13 protein-coding genes are annotated in these 18,724 nt (G+C 63.2%); 9 read left to right on the top strand and 4 right to left on the bottom strand.

The features are described from left to right. Nucleotides 1-11 precede the first annotated feature (11 nt). From IPL79_13725 to IPL79_13695, 7 genes are read left to right on the top strand one after another with little or no spacing between them, the layout of a single operon-like run. Entirely contained in the window at nucleotides 12-3,515 is a 3,504-nt protein-coding gene (locus IPL79_13725; GenBank protein MBK9072043.1) for a tetratricopeptide repeat protein, read from the top strand. Nucleotides 3,516-3,523: 8 nt separating this feature from the next. Beyond that, entirely contained in the window at nucleotides 3,524-4,627 is a 1,104-nt protein-coding gene (locus IPL79_13720; GenBank protein MBK9072042.1) for a tetratricopeptide repeat protein, read from the top strand. An 11-nt stretch (nucleotides 4,628-4,638) separates the two neighbouring features. After that, nucleotides 4,639-5,016 carry a hypothetical protein gene (locus tag IPL79_13715; GenBank protein ID MBK9072041.1) on the top strand — a complete coding sequence of 126 codons (378 nt, stop codon included), beginning with the start codon at nucleotides 4,639-4,641 and terminating at the stop codon, nucleotides 5,014-5,016. Continuing rightward, entirely contained in the window at nucleotides 5,016-6,419 is a 1,404-nt protein-coding gene (locus IPL79_13710; GenBank protein MBK9072040.1) for a hypothetical protein, read from the top strand. Before IPL79_13715 ends, IPL79_13710 begins: the two co-directional genes overlap by 1 nt. A 13-nt stretch (nucleotides 6,420-6,432) precedes the next feature. Beyond that, nucleotides 6,433-6,906, top strand: coding sequence for a hypothetical protein (locus IPL79_13705; GenBank protein MBK9072039.1), 474 nt, complete (start codon nucleotides 6,433-6,435; stop codon nucleotides 6,904-6,906). Between the two features lie 18 nt (nucleotides 6,907-6,924). Next, on the top strand, nucleotides 6,925-7,527 hold the full coding sequence (locus tag IPL79_13700; protein MBK9072038.1) for a polysaccharide export protein: 603 nt from the start codon (nucleotides 6,925-6,927) through the stop codon (nucleotides 7,525-7,527). Nucleotide 7,528: 1 nt separating this feature from the next. Further along, on the top strand, nucleotides 7,529-9,889 hold the full coding sequence (locus IPL79_13695; protein MBK9072037.1) for an O-antigen ligase family protein: 2,361 nt from the start codon (nucleotides 7,529-7,531) through the stop codon (nucleotides 9,887-9,889). On the opposite strand, the gene IPL79_13690 is transcribed toward IPL79_13695, so the two are convergent. The 4 genes from IPL79_13690 to IPL79_13675 form a co-directional block, all read right to left on the bottom strand. Then, on the bottom strand, nucleotides 9,861-11,003 hold the full coding sequence (locus IPL79_13690; protein ID MBK9072036.1) for a hypothetical protein: 1,143 nt from the start codon (nucleotides 11,001-11,003) through the stop codon (nucleotides 9,861-9,863). The genes IPL79_13695 and IPL79_13690 overlap by 29 nt on opposite strands. 354 nt (nucleotides 11,004-11,357) lie before the next feature. Beyond that, nucleotides 11,358-12,629, bottom strand: coding sequence for a lipopolysaccharide biosynthesis protein (locus IPL79_13685; GenBank protein ID MBK9072035.1), 1,272 nt, complete (start codon nucleotides 12,627-12,629; stop codon nucleotides 11,358-11,360). Then, a complete protein-coding gene (locus IPL79_13680) occupies nucleotides 12,619-14,499 on the bottom strand; it encodes a polysaccharide biosynthesis protein (protein ID MBK9072034.1) in 1,881 nt (626 codons plus the stop codon). The genes IPL79_13685 and IPL79_13680 overlap by 11 nt, the downstream gene beginning before the upstream one ends. Nucleotides 14,500-14,506: 7 nt before the next feature. Next, complete coding sequence (locus IPL79_13675) at nucleotides 14,507-16,732, bottom strand: polysaccharide biosynthesis tyrosine autokinase (GenBank protein MBK9072033.1); 2,226 nt, start codon at nucleotides 16,730-16,732, stop codon at nucleotides 14,507-14,509. A gap of 140 nt (nucleotides 16,733-16,872) precedes the next feature. On the opposite strand from IPL79_13675, the gene IPL79_13670 reads away from it, so the two are divergent. After that, nucleotides 16,873-18,045 (top strand): glycosyltransferase family 4 protein, encoded by a 1,173-nt coding sequence (locus tag IPL79_13670; protein MBK9072032.1) that lies wholly within the window; start codon nucleotides 16,873-16,875, stop codon nucleotides 18,043-18,045. A gap of 14 nt (nucleotides 18,046-18,059) precedes the next feature. Then, nucleotides 18,060-18,713: an acetyltransferase gene (locus IPL79_13665; protein MBK9072031.1), complete on the top strand. Its 654-nt coding sequence runs from the start codon at nucleotides 18,060-18,062 to the stop codon at nucleotides 18,711-18,713. The last annotated feature ends 11 nt before the right edge of the window (nucleotides 18,714-18,724 follow it).

Raw genomic sequence — 18,724 nt, 5'->3', positions numbered from 1 at the left:
CAAGTTCATTAATGGCCGCATCAACGGTGCGGCACCGCCTCATGGCGTCGTTGCTTGTCGTCACCATGCTGCCGCTAGCGGCCAGCGATCGTGCGCTCGCGCAGCCAAGCGCGCTGCCTCCACCACCACCGCCGGTAAGCACGCCGGCGCCCGGATTGGCGGTTGGCGCACCGCTTTCACCCGACGAATTCGTCGCGTTGCGCGATGTCGAGGACGATTTTCTCCGCTTCATGCGCGCGGCGGATTTGCATCAGCTTCGGCTTAAGAGCATCGTGCGCCGCGAATTTGATGACCGCATGTCGACGCTGGAAAAGCGTTATGCGCAGCGCATTGCGGCGGCCGAACGCATCGCCGGCGAGCGCGGCGTCGACATGATCGCGCGCCTCGAGGCCTTTATCGCGCGCTATCCCGAACATAAAAAATTTACCCCCGACGCGATGTTTCGCCTTGCCGATCTATATCTCGACAAGGCCGAGACCGATTTCGAAAACGATACCAATCCCGACGTCGAGCCGATCGTCGACTACTCGCGCGCGGTCGCGCTATGGGAAACCATTCTCGGCAAGTTCCCCGATTATCGCCAATTCCCCAGCGTGCTGTACTTGGTTGGTCACTATGGCAAGAGCAAAGACGAGCGCCGCTCGCTGATCATGTTCCTCGCCCTGACCTGTGCCAATCGCTTCAAATACACCGACGTCGCGCCGCCGGTGCCGACGCGTGAGGAGTTCCTCGCGCGCAAGAAGGTCAAGGAGCTCAATGACCTTTACGCCGGCTGCGAACCGTGGCCAGACGCTGACCCTGAGCTCCTCCGCCATGCATGGGTGCGCGGCGTCGCCGACTACCACTTCAACGTGCCGGGCGAGATCGACGAAACCATCTCGGCGTATCTGCACGTCGTCAAAGAAGGCAACGCCTCGCCCATGTATGCCGAGGCGCTCTATAAGCTGGCGTGGTCGTATTACAAGCGCGATTTTCTCAAGGAAGCGATCGATCGCTTTGACGAGTCGGTCATGCTCTACGACGCAACCGTCGCGGGCAACCAGACCCCGAGCCTCGAGCTGCGCGAAGAGTCGCTGCAGTACATCGCGGTCGCGTTTACCGATCCGTGGGAAGGCGAGACCGACACCGATCCGATCAAGGCGTTTGCCCGCGCCAAAGAATATTATAACGGCCGCGAAGACGAGACCCATGTGCGCGATATCTGGGTCGCGATGGGCAATGCCTTTCTCGAATTGCAGGCGTTTGACCAGGCCATCGAGGCCTTTCGCATCGCCATCGGGCCGCCGTGGGAGCTCGAGCCAACCAACCCACTGGTGCACCAAGAAATCGTCAATGCGTACGACGCCAAGGGCGACAAGAGCGGCGCCGATGATGCCGCGGCCGAACTCGCCGCGCGCTACGCCGAAGGCACGCCGTGGTTTCGCAAGAACGAAAAAGATCGCGTCGCGATGGAAGCGCAACGCCGCATTGCCGAGCGCGCGCTCTACGCGGCGGCGCGCAATACGCACGTTACCGCCGGCACCCTGCGCCGCGAGTGGGTCGAGGGCGGCAAGACCGATGTCGAGCTCCGCGCCGCCTCGATCGACGAGTATCAAAAGGCCATCGAACTCTATCAGGCCTTTATTCGCCAATACCCCGAGTCTGAGTACGTCTACGACTTTACGTTCTATATGGCCGAGGCGCTCTTTTTCAGCGAGCGCTACGACGACGCCGTGGTGCAGTACAGCTGGGTGCGCGACCACCGCGACCTCTCGACCAAATTCTTGATCGACGCCGCCAAGGGCACGCTGGCTTCCTATGAGGCCGAGGCCGCGCGGCAAGTCGCCGCCGGCACCGTAGCTGAATTGGTGGTGCCAACGCCTCAGGAGCTCGCGGCCATGCCAAAGCCCTTGGTGGCCAAGCCTATTCCGCGCATCTATCAACTGTTGCAAGCCGAGTGGGACACATATCAAGACGTTGTGCCCGATCCGGCGACCGCGCCGCAGCAAGGCCTAAACGCCGCGCTTGTTAGCTTGGCGTACCTCCACATCGATGACGCGGTAACGCGGCTGTCCAAGGTGCAGAAAAATTTCTGCGGCTCGCCGGAATCGGTCAAGGCCAAGGACGGCCTGCTCGGCATTTACGAAGCCACCGGGCGCCTCGATAAATTCGAAGAAACCAACGCCGCCTTTATCGCCGCCAAGTGCGGCGACGCCAAGGCGCTTGAAATTGCGCTCGGGCAAAACCGCAGCCTCGAGTTTCGCAAGGCCAACGAGCTCTTTGGCAGCGGGCAATACATGCTTGCCGCCGAAGCCTTCTATCGCTACTACAAGACGACTGCGGCCAGCGATCCCGATGCGCCGACGGCGCTCTACAACGCGGCGGTGGCCTATAAGCTTGCAGATCGGCCAAAGACCGCGATCGCGTTGTTTAAGCAATTTACCGAGAACCGCGACAAGCCGTATCGCGAAAGCGCGTACTACCTTGAGGCGATGCGGCTGACCGCGGCGAGCCACCAAAGCGTGTTTGACTATCGCACCGCGATCGCGCAGTACCTTGAGCTCTACGAGGTCGCAAAGTCGGCCACCAAGCGCGGCATCAAGCCACTGCCCGCAACGGCGGGGCAGCCGGCGCAATCGTTTGAGAAGGTGGCGCTCGACGCGCTTTATAACGCCGCCGCGCTCGCCGAGCTCGATCGCGATTTCCGTCGCGCGCTCGACCTCTACACGCGCTACGAGCGCGAGGAATCGGTGCGGCGGCAAAAAGATCGCGCGCTGTGGGCACTCGCTCGCATCTATCGCGCGCAAGGTGACACCGCCAAGCTCGCCGCGGCTTACGATCGTTGGCGCAAGGCCTATGGCGCCGATGCCGGCAACGAGGAAGACTACGTCGCGAGCTATTATGAGCTGGCCAAGGCGTATCAGCGCAAGGGCCGCAGCAAGGACGCCGACGATGCTGGGCGCCAGGCCATTCGCGCCTGGGACGAGCGCAAGGCAATCAAGAGCGGCGGCGGCGCGCGCATGGCCGGCGAATACGAATTGCTGTTCGCCGAGCGCTACTTTGCAAGTGAGTTCGATCCGTTCCGCATCACCAAGGCGGCCAAGAAGCCCGAAGACTTCAAGAAGGACAAGGCGGCCCTTGAGCGGCGCACGCTCGACACCCAGGCCAAGTACGACGTCATGAAGCGCTTTGGCATCCCCGAATATCTCATGGCCGCCGAAGTGCGCTATGGCGAGACCTTGGCGCGCCTGGCCGAGAAGCTGGCCCAAATGCCGATTCCGACCTTTATCCAAAAACTCGCGGATACCAACCCGGACGCGATCGCAGCCTACGAAGAGGGCGTCGCCAAAGAAATCGCAACCAAGGGTTACTTGACCAAGGCGAAAGAGGTTTGGTCGAGCGTGGTCGAGCTTGGCAAGACGCGGGGCATCTCGAATGAGTGGACCCAGCTTGCGCTGGAAAATCTCGGTCGCGAATTTCCCGACGAGTACACCGTGCAGCATCAAGAACTGTTCGAAGGGACGACAAAACCGTGAGGCACTTCATGATGACGCCCGGGCGTGCGCGCGCATTGGTTTGGCTGTTGGCTGGCGTCCTGTTGGCGGGCACGCCCGCGTGCAAAAAGAAAAAGAAAACAGAAACGCCGGACGCCACGACGCCTGGCAGCATGAGCGACAAGGACCCAGTCGGCGGTGAAGGTCTTGATGGCGGCGGCGACCTACCAGGTAGTGGGGGTGGCGACGCCGGGGGTGACGCGGGCGGCGATGATACGGACGCGCCTGATAGCGGAGCGCCGCGCGACCCCGACAAGCCCGCCGAGATCGTGTTTCCAAATCTCGACACGCCGCCCGAAGAGGCGCGCAAACAAGTCGTGCAACACCTCGCCACCGCGCGCGCCTTGCTCGCCGCGAGCACGCCTGATCCGGACGCCGCGATTCGCGCGGCTCAACAGGCGCTTGCCGCCGATTCCACCAGCATTGACGCTCAGGTCACCATTGCGCACGCCTATTATATCAAGCGCCTCTACGACACCGCCGAGGTCCTGCTCGATATGCTGCATGGCAGCCGCGCCGAGGCCAAGCAAAACGCCGGCGTCTTTTACGTCTACGGCCTCATTTACGACCAAAGGAAAGACTACGACCGCGCGCTAAAAGCCTACACCATGGCGGTAAATCTCAACCCGGCGTTCGCCAGCGCCCACATTAACCTCGGCGTGCATCAGCTGCGCAACAAGCAATATGACATGGCCGTGGCTACCTATGAGAAGGTCTCGGGCGCGCTCGGCCAAACCAGCGCTGAGGTCTACAACTCGCTGGGGAGCGCCTATCGCGGCCGCAGCGCAGGGTGGCCCGCCGGTGCCCCCGACAACACCGCCTATCTGCGCAAGGCCGAAGACGCGTTCAAGCGCGCGCTAACCCTGCGCCGCGACTATGCGACGCCTTACTACAACCTGGGCCTGCTCTACCTCGACGCTGACCCCTTTCCGGGACCGGCCGGCGCGCTGGACACCCTAGTGCGCCTAGGCCAGGCCAAGACGTACTTTGAGGAATACAAATCCAAGCCCGGCGCAGATCTTTCGCTGGTCGAGGCGCGTTTAAAAGATGTGAGCAAGCTCATCAAGCGCGAAGAAAAGAAACGCAAGAAGTAGCAGGGGGCACGATGACGTCAAGCAACACCTCATACAGTAAGGGCTCCCGCGGTAGGGCGGGGGCAGGCGCGCTTACCGGCGCCCCGCTGCTCGCGCTCGCGTTGACGATGGCGTTGGCCGCGATGGCGGGCCCGGGCGCGATGTCCGCGTTTGCCGATGACTGCGCCGACAGCGAAGATGGCAAAAAAGAAGGCAAGAACTTCCACATCGAGTATCGCAACGGCCAAAAAATCACGGTCATTGATACGGTGGTGACGGTTTGCGGCAAGGTGCCGCGGCCGAGTGTTGTCTACGTGCTGCAACCAAAATCGATCAACTACGAGTGGGAGAGCCTCAAGCAAGACTTTCTCCCGCTCATCCTCGAAACCCTTAAGAAGGCCCCTTTCTAATGGCGCGCGCATCCACCTCATCATCGTCGCGCGGCGACGGCGCCAAGCGTGTCCTACGCATCGGCCTCGTGCTCGGCAGCAAGATCATCGAAGAGCGGCTGGTGCATAAGCACGAGAACGTCACGATCGGGCAATCGAGCCACAATATGTTCGCGGTGCCGATCGAGCAGTTGCCACGCACCTTCACCGTGTTGGTGTGGGCAAATGATCACTATGAGCTGCGCTTTCCCGCCAAGATGGAAGGCCGCATCTCGAGCGGCGATCAGGTCTTGACGCTCGAGCAGCTCAAGGCCAAGGCCCGTCGGGTCGACGACTACTTTGTGGTCGATCTCGGCAACGACGCGCGCGGCAAGCTGTGGATCGGCGAATTCTCCATGCTGTTTCAGGTCATTCCTGAGCCGCCGCCGCAGCCCAAGCCCGTGTTGCCTGCCGCCGTGCGCGGCAGCCTGATGGATCGCATGGATCCGCTGCTCATGGCGTGCATGGGCATTACCAACGCCGTCGCGATTGTTATTTGGGTCTATGCCTTTTTTATTGTCGACCGGCCGGCGCCACGCACGCTCGCGCAACAGGCGCGGCAAAAAGCCGGCATCGACGAATACGTGGTGGAAGATTTCACGCAACCCGTAACGCCGACCGAGGTGGCCAAAGCTGAGGACACCAAGCCGGCGCCCGATGCTGGCGGCAAGACCAAAAACGAGAAGCCAAAAACTGACCCCGCACCCGCAGGCGGTGGCCGGACCGCCGCCGATGTCGCGGCAGAAAAGCAAGCCGCGGTTGACGATGCGCAGCGCTATGCCAGCGAGCTGTTTGCCTCCGGCGGCGACGGGCCATCGGATGTTGAGCGCGGCATGGCCGACCGTCGCCCCAGCGAAGATATTGGACGCAGCATCGATGCCGTACGCGAAGGCGGCGGCAAGATCGCGGTTGGCGGCACCGGCAGTGGCGGGACGCGCGATGGCGATGCGCGCACGGGGACCTCATCAGGTCCAGGCACGGGCACTGGCGCGGGCGGCATTGCGAGCGCCGGCGACGCCGCTGGCAAAGATGAAAAGACGCCAGGCAGCCGCGTCACCGTTTCGTCCAAGAAGGCGTTTGACGAATCCACGCTCACGGCAGACTCCGTGATTGCGAAGATCAAGAGCGCGTACATGGCCGGTCTGCAGCGTTGTCACAAAGACTTGCTCAAGACCGATCCGACCGCGGCTGGCACCGTGACCATTGCCTTTACCGTCAACGAAAAAGGCCGCGTCGTATCACCCAAGGCCACCGGCTTTAACAGCGAGCTCGATGCTTGTATTGAAACGCGCATGGCCGGTTGGAGCTTTACGCCCCCGGTCGACAGCGATGGCGATCCGACGGACGCGGGCTTTGAAGTCAAGTTGCCGTTCCAGCCCAACTAAGCGCACAGTTCGCATGAAACGAATCAGCGTAGCGGGGGTTCTGATTGCACTTGCGGCGATGGTGGCCGCGTGTGGCGGCAGGGCCGCGCCTGAGACGCAGACGCTTCCCGAGGGCGAAACCGCGGTTGTGCAACAAGCTCCCGATGCTAGCGACCCGGATGCGCCGGTCGACATCGGCGACGCCACGAATTGCTATCGAGATCCGGACGCCATGGGCAAGTACGCCTGTTTTTCGACCGACCAGCTGGCGCTCGCAGATCGTCGCGCCAAGTTCTTCCGCTGTGCGACGACCACGAAGGTAACGTGGCCTGTAACCCTAATCGCCAGCCGGACGACCGACGCCAATAATGAATGGGGCCCCCTCGTGGTTAGCGGCGACGAAGCCATGGTCGCGTGCTTAAGCGACGTGGTGGCTGCCGCGCCCACCGCGATGGCGACGCCAGGCGCTTCATTGAAAACGGTCATTCGGTTGCGCCGCAACGACTAAGCGCCGTATATTGCGGCGGTGTCAGTGTTTGCGCTTCGCGTGCTAGTGATTGTTGGGCTCGGCGCCGCCGCCCTGCTCGGCTGCGGCGATCCGCCCGCTAGCAAGTATCCGAGCCAAGCAATCTATAATGAAGACACCACGCTCGATGCCGGCGACTTGTTCGAGGTGCGCGTGTTTCGCCATGAAGACATGTCCGGGACGTTTTCGGCCAGCCAAGAGGGCACGATCTCGTTTCCGTACATTGGCCAGGTGACGGTGGTCGGCAAGACGCCGGCGCAGATTGAAGAAGATATTCGCGGGCGGCTCGCTGATGGGTATTTGGTCAACCCGTCGATCGCGGTTTACGTCAAAGAGTATCGCTCCAAGAAGGTGTCGGTGCTCGGGGAAGTGCGCAAGCCAAGCGCGATCTTGTTCACGCCTGGCATGACGGTGGTCGAGGCAGTATCGCAGGCGGGTGGTTTTACCGCCGGCGCGCGCGAGAACGCGGTGCAGGTGACGCGCACCGTCGACGGCAAGAGCGAGACATTTACCGTGCCGGTGCAGGCGGTGGCGGAGAATAAAGCGCCGGTTTTCTACATGCGCCCGGGCGACTCCGTGTTCGTGCCGCGCCGTCGCTTTTAAGATGGCGGCGACGCGCCCACGGCGGCTGACCGATGTGTCCGGATCGCGGACACACAAGTGGGCCTTGGCGGGCCTGGCGCTCGCGATGGTGGTGCTGATTGGCGGCGCCGGCGGCGTGTTGCGGTGGTCGGTCGCGATCGCCATGGCGGCCACGGCGGGAACGTTTGCGCTGGTGGCAGGCATCCGCGCCGAGCAAGGCGCCGAGCTTGGCGGCGTGCTGCCGCGCTATAGCTGGCCGTTGGTGGTGGGCTTGGCCTTCGCGCTGCTGCAAGTGCTGCCACTGCCACATGCCCTGGTGTCTTGGCTATCGCCCGGCAAGGCGGCGTTGGTGGTGGCCAACGCGTCGGCGCTGCGCGTGGCGCCACCGGAGTGGTACGCGCTGAGCTACGACGTGCCGCTGACCTTGCTGGCGATTGGCAAGCTGTTGCTCGCGATCTCGATAGCGCAGCTGTCAATGCGGCTGGCGATGTCGTCGCATGGGCGGCGCAACCTGGCGGCGCTGGTGGTCGGCACGGCGTCGCTCGTGGCCCTAGTGACGTGGGCGAACACCTTGCTTGCGCCAGGTTTTTTGTGGGGCGTGCTGCGGTCGCCGGTCGTCGATGGCCTCACCTCGCCGCTGCTCAACCTGAACCATCTCGCGGGCTTTTTGAGTTTGGCGTGTCCGCTAGCCGTGGCGCAGGCGCTGCGCAGCGAGGGCGCCCAGCGCGCGGTGTACGCGGGGGCGTTGACGTTGCTCGTGGCCACGGTGCTGGCGACGGGATCGCGCGGCGGCCTGCTTGGGCTGTGCGTGGCCCTAATCATCGCCGTGCCGATGATTGTCCAAAGCGAACGCCTTGCCATGCGACACGTTCGGCGCGCGCAGTGGATGGCCATCGCACTGGCGGCGGTGGCGGCGCTGGCGATTTATGGGATTTCGTCGCAGACGCTTGGGCGCGAACTTGCCAAGACCGAGGTCGCTGAATTATCGCAGCGCGGCTCGAAATTTTGGGTGTGGCGTCAAAGCGTCGACCTGCTCGGTGAGGCGCCGCTGGTGGGGGTGGGCACGGGTGCGTTCGAGCCGGCGTTTGCAAAGTACGCGCAGGTGGCAGGCGTGCGCTATTCGCATCCTGAAAATGCGGTAGTGCAGCGTGCGCTCGACGTGGGGTTTTTGGGGGCCTTGGCCATTTTAGGACTGTGGCTGTGGCTGATGGCAGCAGCGTGGCGTCATGCCCAGGAGAGCAGCCTGCGAGCGGCGGCGTGGGCCGGGCTCTTGGGCCTGCTCGTACACGACCTGTTCGACTTTAGCCTCGAGATGCCGTTGGTTCTCGGAGCCGCGCTTGTCTGTGCGGCGATCGCCGTGCCGGTGCGCGCTGTACGGGTTGCGAGCCCACGCGCAGGACTCTGGACAAAAGGGGGCGTGGCCCTCGCCGCAGTGGCGACGCTCGCAATTACCGCCATGGCGCGGCCGACCTCCGCCGAATTGGCGCCGCATAGCCTTGTCGATGCGCAGGCTGTTGCCGAGCTGGAGCGCATAGCCACTCGCCATCCCGCGGATGATCAGGCATGGGCGCGCCTCGGCGAGGCCATGATGCGTCGGCACGATCCGCGCACCTTTGCCGTGCTCGCGCGCGCGGTGACGCTAAATCCCAGTAACGTCGCGGCTCACATGGTGCTGGGCACCGCGATGAGCCGGGCGTCGGCACGGCCTCAAGCACCTGCCGCATTTGCGACCGCGCTCGCGCTGTCGCGCAACGTCAGCCTGGTGCGCGACATCTCGGCCGCGCTGCCCAGCGCGCAAGAGGCCGCGTTGGCGATCCCGATTAATCGCGAAGATGGGGCGTTTTGGCTGCATGAGCTGGCGCGCGCCGGGCACAAAGAAATCGCCCAGGCGTATGCGCGCCGAGTTGGTCAGCTATTTATTGGTGACGGCGCGGTGCAGCTCGCCGCGGCGCAAACGCTCATGACCGCGGAGCCGCACGCGGCGCTGCGGCATGCGCGCGCCGCCGAGGCGCTAGCACCCTCCGTTGATACGGCCGTCGCGCTGGCCTATGCGCACATGCAAACCCAGGCGCCGGAGCAGGCGCTGGCGATCATCGTCGATCCGCGGCTGGACGCCCGCGCTGCCACGCCACGCGGCGCATACCCCTTGCACGTGGCGCGGGTTGAAATTGGCCTTGTGGTGATAGCCACGCGCGCCGACCCGGCCATCGGCGACATGATCGAGCGCTCGCTCGCCGCCCGCGAGCCCTTGCTGCAGTCGACCGCCGAGCGCAACTATTGGTACGAGCAAGGCGCGCGCTGGCATGACCACAACGGCCACACCGAGCAGGCCGCCGCGCTTCGCCGGCAGATCGTCACGTCGCCGCCGTCACCATCGCCTTAGGCCGCGCCCGCTGGCTGCCCACCAACACGAGCAAGATGGGCAGCAGGCCCTGCTTAAAGACGTAGAAGGCCAACACGTCAGAGTCCATCGATAATACCAAGAAGCAAAAAGTCGACAAGAACGGCAGCAGCAGCACGCGACAATCACCTGGCAAGAGGCTGGCGGCGAATTGCCGATAGCGATGAATCAGCAGTCCGAGCAAGAGAAATGAAACCGGTACCGACCACATCCCAAAATTTAGCACCGCCTCGCCGGCGAGACCATGGACCTTGCTCGAGCGAAATTCGGTGCGTTCGTATGTGTTGGGGCCGAACACCACATTGGTGCTTTCGCGCACCTTGGTATCGGGCCTCGACGGCCAGATGCGCGCGGGCACAAACAAGGCCAGTGCCCCGGCATACGTCCGACCGAGCGCCCACTCGTAGCGCATGCGTGGGTGGGCGGTCGCGTACAAAATATAGGCCTGCACGTCGGCTCGGGCGAGGTCGCCGAGCAAGGTGAACTCCGCTGATCGCCCTGTGTTTTCGATCTGCTCCTCGCGCGCGGATTCGCTCGAGATCGCATCGAGGCCGCGACGGCCGCCGGCCTTATAAAAGCCATAGACGTACATGAATGCGACCAGCAGCGGAATCGCAGCCACGAGCCAGCGCCGCGACAACGGCCGAATCATCATGTGGACGATGCCGACCGCCCAGAACAGGCCCCACACCAGATTGGCACGGCTGCCGGCGAGTCCTCCAAAGATTAGACGCAGGCCGAAATAACAGACAAGCATGATGAGCAGCGGGCCCCAGGCGCGTAGCAGCGGCCGCGTTTGTGCGATGGCGGCGTAGATCATGACCAGCAAGATGGGCAGCGACTCGGCGATGGTGAGGACGAAGCCGTAGCCACGAAAGTTGTCGATGCCGCGCTCGAACGTGTCAATGTAACCGCTGATGCCGCCAAACTGGGCAAAAACGAGAATCTGAGCCGTCAGCGCCACGGCGGCGAAGAACGCGCCAAAAAGTATAAAGCGCGTACGATCGATCTTCCAAAAGGGTCGCGGGACGGGCAGCACTTGTTTCCCGTGGGCCCAGCGGTACAGCACCAAGCCCGCACAATTGAGCGTTGCCATGATGCCAAGCCATGGGCGCCAGTCGCGAGGCGGAGCGATGACGGCCAACCAATAGCCGTTCCACATCCATATGTCCCACAGCACATGCAGCAGCGGCGCAAAGAAAAAAGTGCACGCCAAGCACGCTGAGAATGCCCGCTGGATCAAATAAATCGCCGCGGGAGCGCAGCCATTGCAGCAGATCCGTGACGATCAAGGCACCGCTAAAAGCCACTGGAACCAAGAACCAATGTCGATATCGATCATCAAACGTGGCAAAAGCCAACGCGACGACCCCTACCAATGCGAGCGCCCACCAGAACTCCACCGACTTGCGCCAGCGCAAGGCGCGTGGTAGAGGCAGTGCATGGTCGGTCATCGCGCCGCCTCGCGCATGCTACGGCGCGCGTAAACAAAGGCGCCGAGGGGCGGCAGGGAGGAAACGGCGGCTGCGAGCACTACGGCCCACCCTGCCGCAATCAGGCCATGAGGCACGAACAACCAACACGCCAGCGTCGTTAATAGGGCGGAGGCGACTTGCAGCAGGGAAACCAAGCGAAACGTGCGAAGCGCCAACGCCGCGGTGCCAAGGATTCCGGAAATGCCAAACAGGCCGGCGGCAAGGCACATCTGGGCGAGCAAGGTTTCCAGCCCGTGGTACTTGCCCCCGAAGGCAAGTGGAATCACCAGGTCGCCCACGCTAAGTGCCAGCGCAACGCCGACGCCCGCGATTGCCAACATCATGGCGATCAGGCGCGCGGTTAGGTTCGCAAACGCGCGATATGAGCGTTCAAGCCAGAGCTGCGCCAACCGCGGGCCATTGGTCTGCCCAAGCGCCACAAGTACGGTTGAAGATATTGCGAGCACGGCGGAGATGGCGGTGAATCGCCCCAGTGCTTCGGTGCCGAGGTAGGCTCGCACGAAACCGCGCGGCAGGTTGATCTGCAGCGATACGATCGCGGCGACGATGCCCATGGGCCACGCCAAGGCGGCGAGGGCGCGCACGCCCTCACGCGACGATGAGGAGAGCGGGCCATCGGCCCGATCGACCGTGGCCCGGGCCCCGGGCTCGGACGCGACGTGAAAGCCATCAAACCACTGATATACGATTGCCCACACCAGGCTGGTGGCTAGCAAGGCCAAGGGCACAATGCGGGTGAAACGCAGGACGATCACAAAGGCGCAAAGGCCGACCACCGCGCGCAGCGCCAGGGAGCGTGCCACGGCGCTATGATTCCCGTCGCGCTGCCACAGGCCGTAGCGCATCTCGCACAGCGACTCGATCGCCTTGACGATGGCGACCGCCGCGATGGCGGTGAACTCCTCGCGCGACGCCGCGACAGCCGCACCGAGGGCAAGGCAAAGCCCTAGCGCAATCGAGGTGGTGATGTGGCGCAGTCGAACATACGAATCGGCGAGATGCGAGTGCGCCGCATCAGTAAACGCCACCTCGCGCAGCGCCATGCCGGTCGCGAGCATGATCGGCGTGGTGAGCGCCAGCCCAAAGCCGTAGAAACCTGTCTCCGCAAGCGTGGTCCACCGCGTAATTGCGACCAGCATGAGCAGTTGCGCGCCCGCATACACCGCATTGGCCGCAAATATCACCGCGAAGTTTTTACGGCGCTTGGCAGGCCGATCATGGGGCATGGCGCGGGCCAGTTTCTTGATAACCGATGTCGAATTCGCTTAGTACGCGGCGCACGTCGGCCGCATCGCGTGCCGATACCGCGGCCTGCAATGCCACCAACAATTGTGCGATCCGGTCGTGCTCGGCGGCGATGGGGCGACAGCGAAAGACCTTGCGCAAATCCGTCGCCGAAAGGTCTTCGCTCGCAGTCGATAGCTCCTCGAACAACTTCTCGCCCGGCCGGGTGCCGATGATCTTGATCGGGCGCTGTGCCTCGCTAAAGCCGGAGAGGCGAATCATCTGCCTCGCCAGATCGATAATCTTGACCGGCTCGCCCATGTCGAGCAAGAAGACCTCGCCTCGGGCGCCGAGCGTACCGGCCTGCAGCACCAAATTCGCGGCCTCGGGAATGGTCATAAAATATCGCGTGGCATCCGCGTGAGTGACGGTGACCGGGCCCCCGCTTGCGATCTGCTCGCGGAAAATTCCGACCACTGAGCCCCGGCTGCCCAGCACGTTGCCAAAGCGCACGCACGAGTACTTGGTGGTCGCGGTCTTGGCGAGGTCCTGCACCACCTGCTCGGCAATGCGCTTGGTCGCGCCCATGACTGAGGTTGGGTTGATCGCCTTGTCGGTCGAGATCATGACAAAGGCGCCGACGCCGGCCTCGTTCGCAAGCTCAGCGAGGTGCTTGGTGGCAAACACGTTGTTGCGGGCGGCCTCCCACGGAAAGCGCTCCATCATCGGCACGTGCTTATAGGCCGCGGCGTGAAACACCACGTCAGGCGCAAATTCCGCGTACATGCGGGCCACCGCCTCGCGGTCCATAATGTCGATGAGCAACGGGCGTATCTCTACGTTCTGGCGCAGCGCGGCCAGCTCGTGTTCGATGGCAAAGAGATTGGTCTCATCGCGCTCGGCGAGTACGAGCAAGGCAGGTTCGAGCAGCGCGAGCTGGCGCACCAACTCACCTCCGATAGATCCGCCGGCACCGGTGACAATAATGCGCTTGTGGCCATAGCGAGCGCGCAGGTCAAGCATTGACAGCGAGGGGGCCACGGGCTCACGCGCCAGCAAGTCTTCGATGCGCACCTCACGCATGCTGAGGCTAGATTGAGGCGACGGGTCGTCGGTAAGCGATTCGTAGAGCCCCTTGACGATGTTTACGGCGACGCCGTGCGGATTGCAGGCATCCATGATGGCCGCGATCTGCGCCGGGGAAATGGCCTGCGTGGTGATGATGACGCGCTTGCAGCTAGTGCGTTCCAACACGGTAGCGATATCGGGCAAGCCGCCGAGTACCTGACAACTGGAGATCTTCATGCCTTGCTTGGCTGGGTCATCATCTAGAAGGCCTACGGGGGCCATCTGGAGCTCGGGATGCCGCCACGCCTCGCGCAGAATGGCGGTGGCTCCTTGTCCCGCGCCGATGAGCAGCGTGGGAATGCCGACATTGCGCACGCGCTCCGCCATGATGCGCGGCACGAAGCGTATGCCTGTCATGGCAAGCGAGACGAGGAGGCCCTCCATCGCTACAACGGAATAGGGCACGACCAGATCCGGTAGCCGAGCGCCGACGCTCCAGCGAATCGCGACGATGATCGCGCTGACCATGGCCGCGGCCTGCAGGCAGCGGAGCGCGTCGTGCAAGCCCATGTAGCGCCATACGACGCTATAGACCCCAAACGCATGATTAGAAAAAACCCGCGCAATTGACACGATCGGCATCAGCCACAGCATCTGCGTCGCGTAGCTGGCGGGAATCTTAAATTCATAACGGATGGAATACGCGACGAGCAGCGCGACGCAGGTGATGACGATGTCAGCCACCACCGGCTGGTACTGGCTCACGCGACGCGCGTGATCGGTTTGACGACGGGAGCGACTCATGGCTGGCCTAAGAGGCTTGTGCGGCGGTCTCACTGTAGTTGCCGTAGGTGGCGTAGTAGCCGCCATACTGCCGGTCATCTACATTGATGTCGTTGAGAATAACCCCGAGAATTGGCGCGTTGATGGCACGCAGGTGACGGGCGGCGGCGCGCAAGTCGTCAACCGTTGTGGTACCCGCGTGCGCCACCAAGATCACGCCTTCGGAGATGCGTGCCAGCACCACGGCGTCGGTAACCGCCAGCACGGGGGGCGAATCGAGCAAAATCAGATCGTAGTGTTGCTCGAGTTCGGCGAGCACGGACTTAAACTTATCGGTGAGCAAGAGCTCGGCCGGGTTGGGCGGTAAGGGTCCGCATGGCAGCACGAAGAGGTTGGGGATGTCGGTCGACTTGATGCATTCGGCATGGGTTGCATCTCCCAGGACGAGATTGGTGATGCCCTTGGCTTTGGAGACGCCAAGCGACTTGTGCAGGCGGGGTTTGCGCATATCCGTGTCGACGACGAGCACTCGTTGTCCGCTCTGCGCCATGGTGGTGCCGAGGTAAATCGCCGTGGTCGTCTTGCCCTCACGCGGGCGTGGGCTCGAGACGGTGATGGTCTTGATGCGACGATCCGTCGAGGCAAACAGGATGTTGGTGCGGATGGCGCGGCAGCACTCGGCCGCCCGCGACGTGGGGTTGCGAAAGACGAACATATCTCGCGCCTGCATGGCCTGCGGCGTATCGCCAGGGCTCTCTGGTACAATGGGGATGACGCCCAGCAAAGGCGCACCGGTGAGCGCCTCGACGTCGCCCGGCGTGCGAATGCTTTGGTCGAGATACTCGAGGCCAAACGCCAACGAAATGCCAAGGATGAGTGACAGCACCGCGGCTACCACAAGATTTACGGTAAGGCGCGGGCTGACCAGGTAGGCGTCACGTGCCTGCTCGAGCGGCTCGATATTAATCAGCTCGTTGCGCCCTTCGGCTTGCGAATTTTGCAGCTGGGAATATTTCTCTTTGTAACTTGTATCGGCGGCGTCGTGCTCGCGCGCGAGTTCGCTGTAGCGCTTGGCTACGGGGCCGAGGCCGCTGGCTTCGAGCTTTAGACGTTCGAGTTCGGCCGACAGCCCTTGTTCGGTGCGTACCGCAACCATGTACCGCTCTTCGACCTCGCGCACCGCGCGATCCGCCTCGTTGGTGATGGCGGTGAGCACATCGGCAACCTTGCCTTTTTGTTGGATATATTTTTCACTCTTGGGGCCAAACTCGCTCGCGACCTCGCGGAACGTTTTGGCCTCGGCGTGGTACTGCGCCTTGAGCGACTCGACGATGTCGTTGTTGGAGAGCAGCGCGAACAAAGGCGACTTCAGCACGTCATCGGCCTGTAACGACTTGATGCGGGTGCGCAGCGATTCGAGTTCTCTCCGCTTGATCTGCGCGTCGGTAAGCGCCGCGGTGTAGCGCGAGATTTGGTCTGAAAGCACGCTTTGCTTGCCTTCGATGGAGCCGGCGCCGAGATCGTTTTTGGCGCGAAAATCGTAAAGCACCGCCGCCGCGGCATCGAGCTGTGCGCGGGCGACATCGACCTCTTTGGCCAAGATGAAGGAGGCCTTTTCGGTACCGATGGTGCGTTTACCGCGCATGGAGGCGAGATAGCTTTCGACGTGTGTGTTGGCTAGGTCGCGCGCAAGGTCGGCATCGACGTGCTGTACGCTGATGGCAATGATGCGGCTCTCGGGCGCTTGTTCGGCCGAGATCATGCGCTTGAGGCGCGTCGCGGCGAGCTCGACGCGTTCGGTCTCGCTTAAGAGGGGCGCCTTGGCGGCTGGCACGAGCTCAGCCGCGAATTGCCCGGCGCCCGCTCGCGTGGCGTTGACCGTGGCCAGCGCCAGTGGAAAGCTGCGGATGACGTCGAGCTGCGTGTTGTAGTATTCTTGGTTGGACCAGTAGCTGCCGGTGCCGAGTTCGATCACTTCTTCGGACTTGCTGCCAAAGACGCGCGGCGATTGCGGGTTGACCACCACCGTTGCCGTGGCCTCGTAAATCTTGGGCTGACGGAGCGTGTAGAGCACCGCGAGGCCAAGGCCAGCGACAAACACGGCCAACAACAGCCACGCGCGCTTGCGCAGGATATCGAAATAACGGGTGAGCCGGGCGCGGTCAAATAGCGCCTCATCGGTGAGCGCACCAAACCCTCCGCCTGGCGGCGTCGACGGGGTGGTCGGAGGGTGTGCTTGGGCGGGATCTGCCACGATAACTCTTTCCTAACACGTCCCGCCGGGCAGCGGCCGCATTGGAGTGAACTCTAGCATGAGAATTGCGTAAATCCTCAATGTTCATAGTATGATATGGGCACGTGCTGGGTTGTCACCTGCGCGCAAACGCGGTCGCCATGCGCCTGGTTATTACGTCGGAATACCACTTCACGCACACTTCGGAAGGGGTGTTTGCCGACGCGCTGTACGGCTATGATTTTTGGTCTCGCTATCTAGAGGTATTTTCAGACGTCGTCGTCATCGCGCGCAGTGGCGAGCGGGGCGGGTCGGCCGCAGATCAAGCTGCGACAGCGACTCAACTTCGAGTCACCGGTCCAGGCGTGCGTGCGTGTCTTTTACCGAGTGTGCGCGGCGCAAGCTTGCTGCAGCCGGGCGTGGTCGCGGCGGTGGTACGCGCGGCGCGTGAGGCATTCGAGCAACCAGCCGCGCTGTTGTTCCGCGCGCCCGGCGTGGTGCCGCTGCTGATGACGCCGCTGGTACCGCGTGCTCGGGCGCTTGGCGTGCAGGTGGTTGGTGATCCGCAGCAGTCGCTGCGGTCGGCCGGAATGGCCGGTGCCGTGGCGGCCCCCATGTTGGCGCGGCACTTGTCATGGCTCGTCGCGCGCGCCGATGCAACGCTCTATGTGACGGCTGAGGCGCTGCAGCGGCGGTATCCGCCAAATGCCGCTAAACCAACTTTTTCGGCGTCAGATTTGGATTTGCCAGCCGAGCTGTGGGGTGCGCCGCCACCGCCACAAGGCGCGGGGCCAGCCATGGCGCTTATTTTTGTCGGCATGCTCGATCGGGAGTACAAGGGCCTCGACGTGCTGCTGCGCGCGCTCGCGATGGCGGCCGCGGCGCACACGTTAACCGTGGTGGGCGACGGGCTCTTGCGCGCACAATACGAGCATCTAGCGCTTACGCTAGGTCTCGGCACGCGCGTACGGTGGCGTGGCGCGCTGCCGTCGGGCGCCGCGGTGCACGGCGCGCTGGCCCAGCATGAATTATTCGTGCTGCCGTCGCGCACTGAGGGCATGCCGCGCGTCTTGCTGGAAGCAATGGCGGTCGGCCTGCCGTGCATCGCAACGCCAGTGGGGGGCGTGCCGGAGGTGCTGGGCGAGGAGGCCTTGGTGCCCGTAGGCGACGCGATGGCTTTAGCCAGCCGGCTGGATGCGTGGGGTGCCGCGCCTTGGTTGCGGCAGCAGCAGGCGACGCGCAATCGCGCCTATGCCCTGCCGTTTGAACAAAGTGCCCGCGATGCGCGGCTTTTGGCGTTTTGGCGGGCGCTCCGCGCGGCGGCAATCAAATAAGGTATCGTCGCGCCATGGACGTAGTGATCATCGGCGTCGGTGGGATGGGACGCGAGGCCCTGCAGTGGGCTCGCGAGCAGACGGCGCAAGCGCCCTTTGCCGACCCACTCAACGTGATTGGATTTGTCGATGACGATTCGGCCAAGCATGGCACATTAGTGCATGGCACCGCTGTGCTTGGCGACGTCGCCTGGCTAGCCCAAGAGGCGTCGCGCCGTGGTGGGCTTGGGGCCGTGCTAGCAATTGGAAATCCCACGGCCAAACGCGCAATTGTCCAAAGGCTCGCCGCCGCGCCGTTGGCGTGGCCGGTCTTGGTGCATCACACGGCCCTTGTGGGCGAAGGCGTATCGCTTGGCCGCGGCACGATCATTTGTCCGCTCAGCACCATCACCGTCGATGTTCGCATGGGCGCGTTTTGTACCGTCAACGTGCACGTCAACGTCGCGCACGATGTGGTCCTTGAGGATTACGTAACGCTAGCCCCAGGCGTAATGGTCTCGGGCGGAGCGTACCTGCATGAGGGCTGTGACCTCGGTACCGGAGCCGTTGTGATTCCAACCGCACATGTGGGTGCGTGGTCCGTTGTGGGCGCTGGTGCGACGGTCGTCAAGCATGTGCCGCCGGGGTGCACGGCGATTGGCACGCCGGCGCGTCCGATCGTGCGCTAAGGTGCCGTTAT

The sequence above is a fragment of the Myxococcales bacterium genome (assembly GCA_016716835.1).
GTDB lineage: Bacteria > Myxococcota_A > Polyangia > Haliangiales > Haliangiaceae > JADJUW01.
Note: the sequence above shows the minus strand (reverse complement) of the source record. Positions and strands in the feature narration are given on the sequence as shown.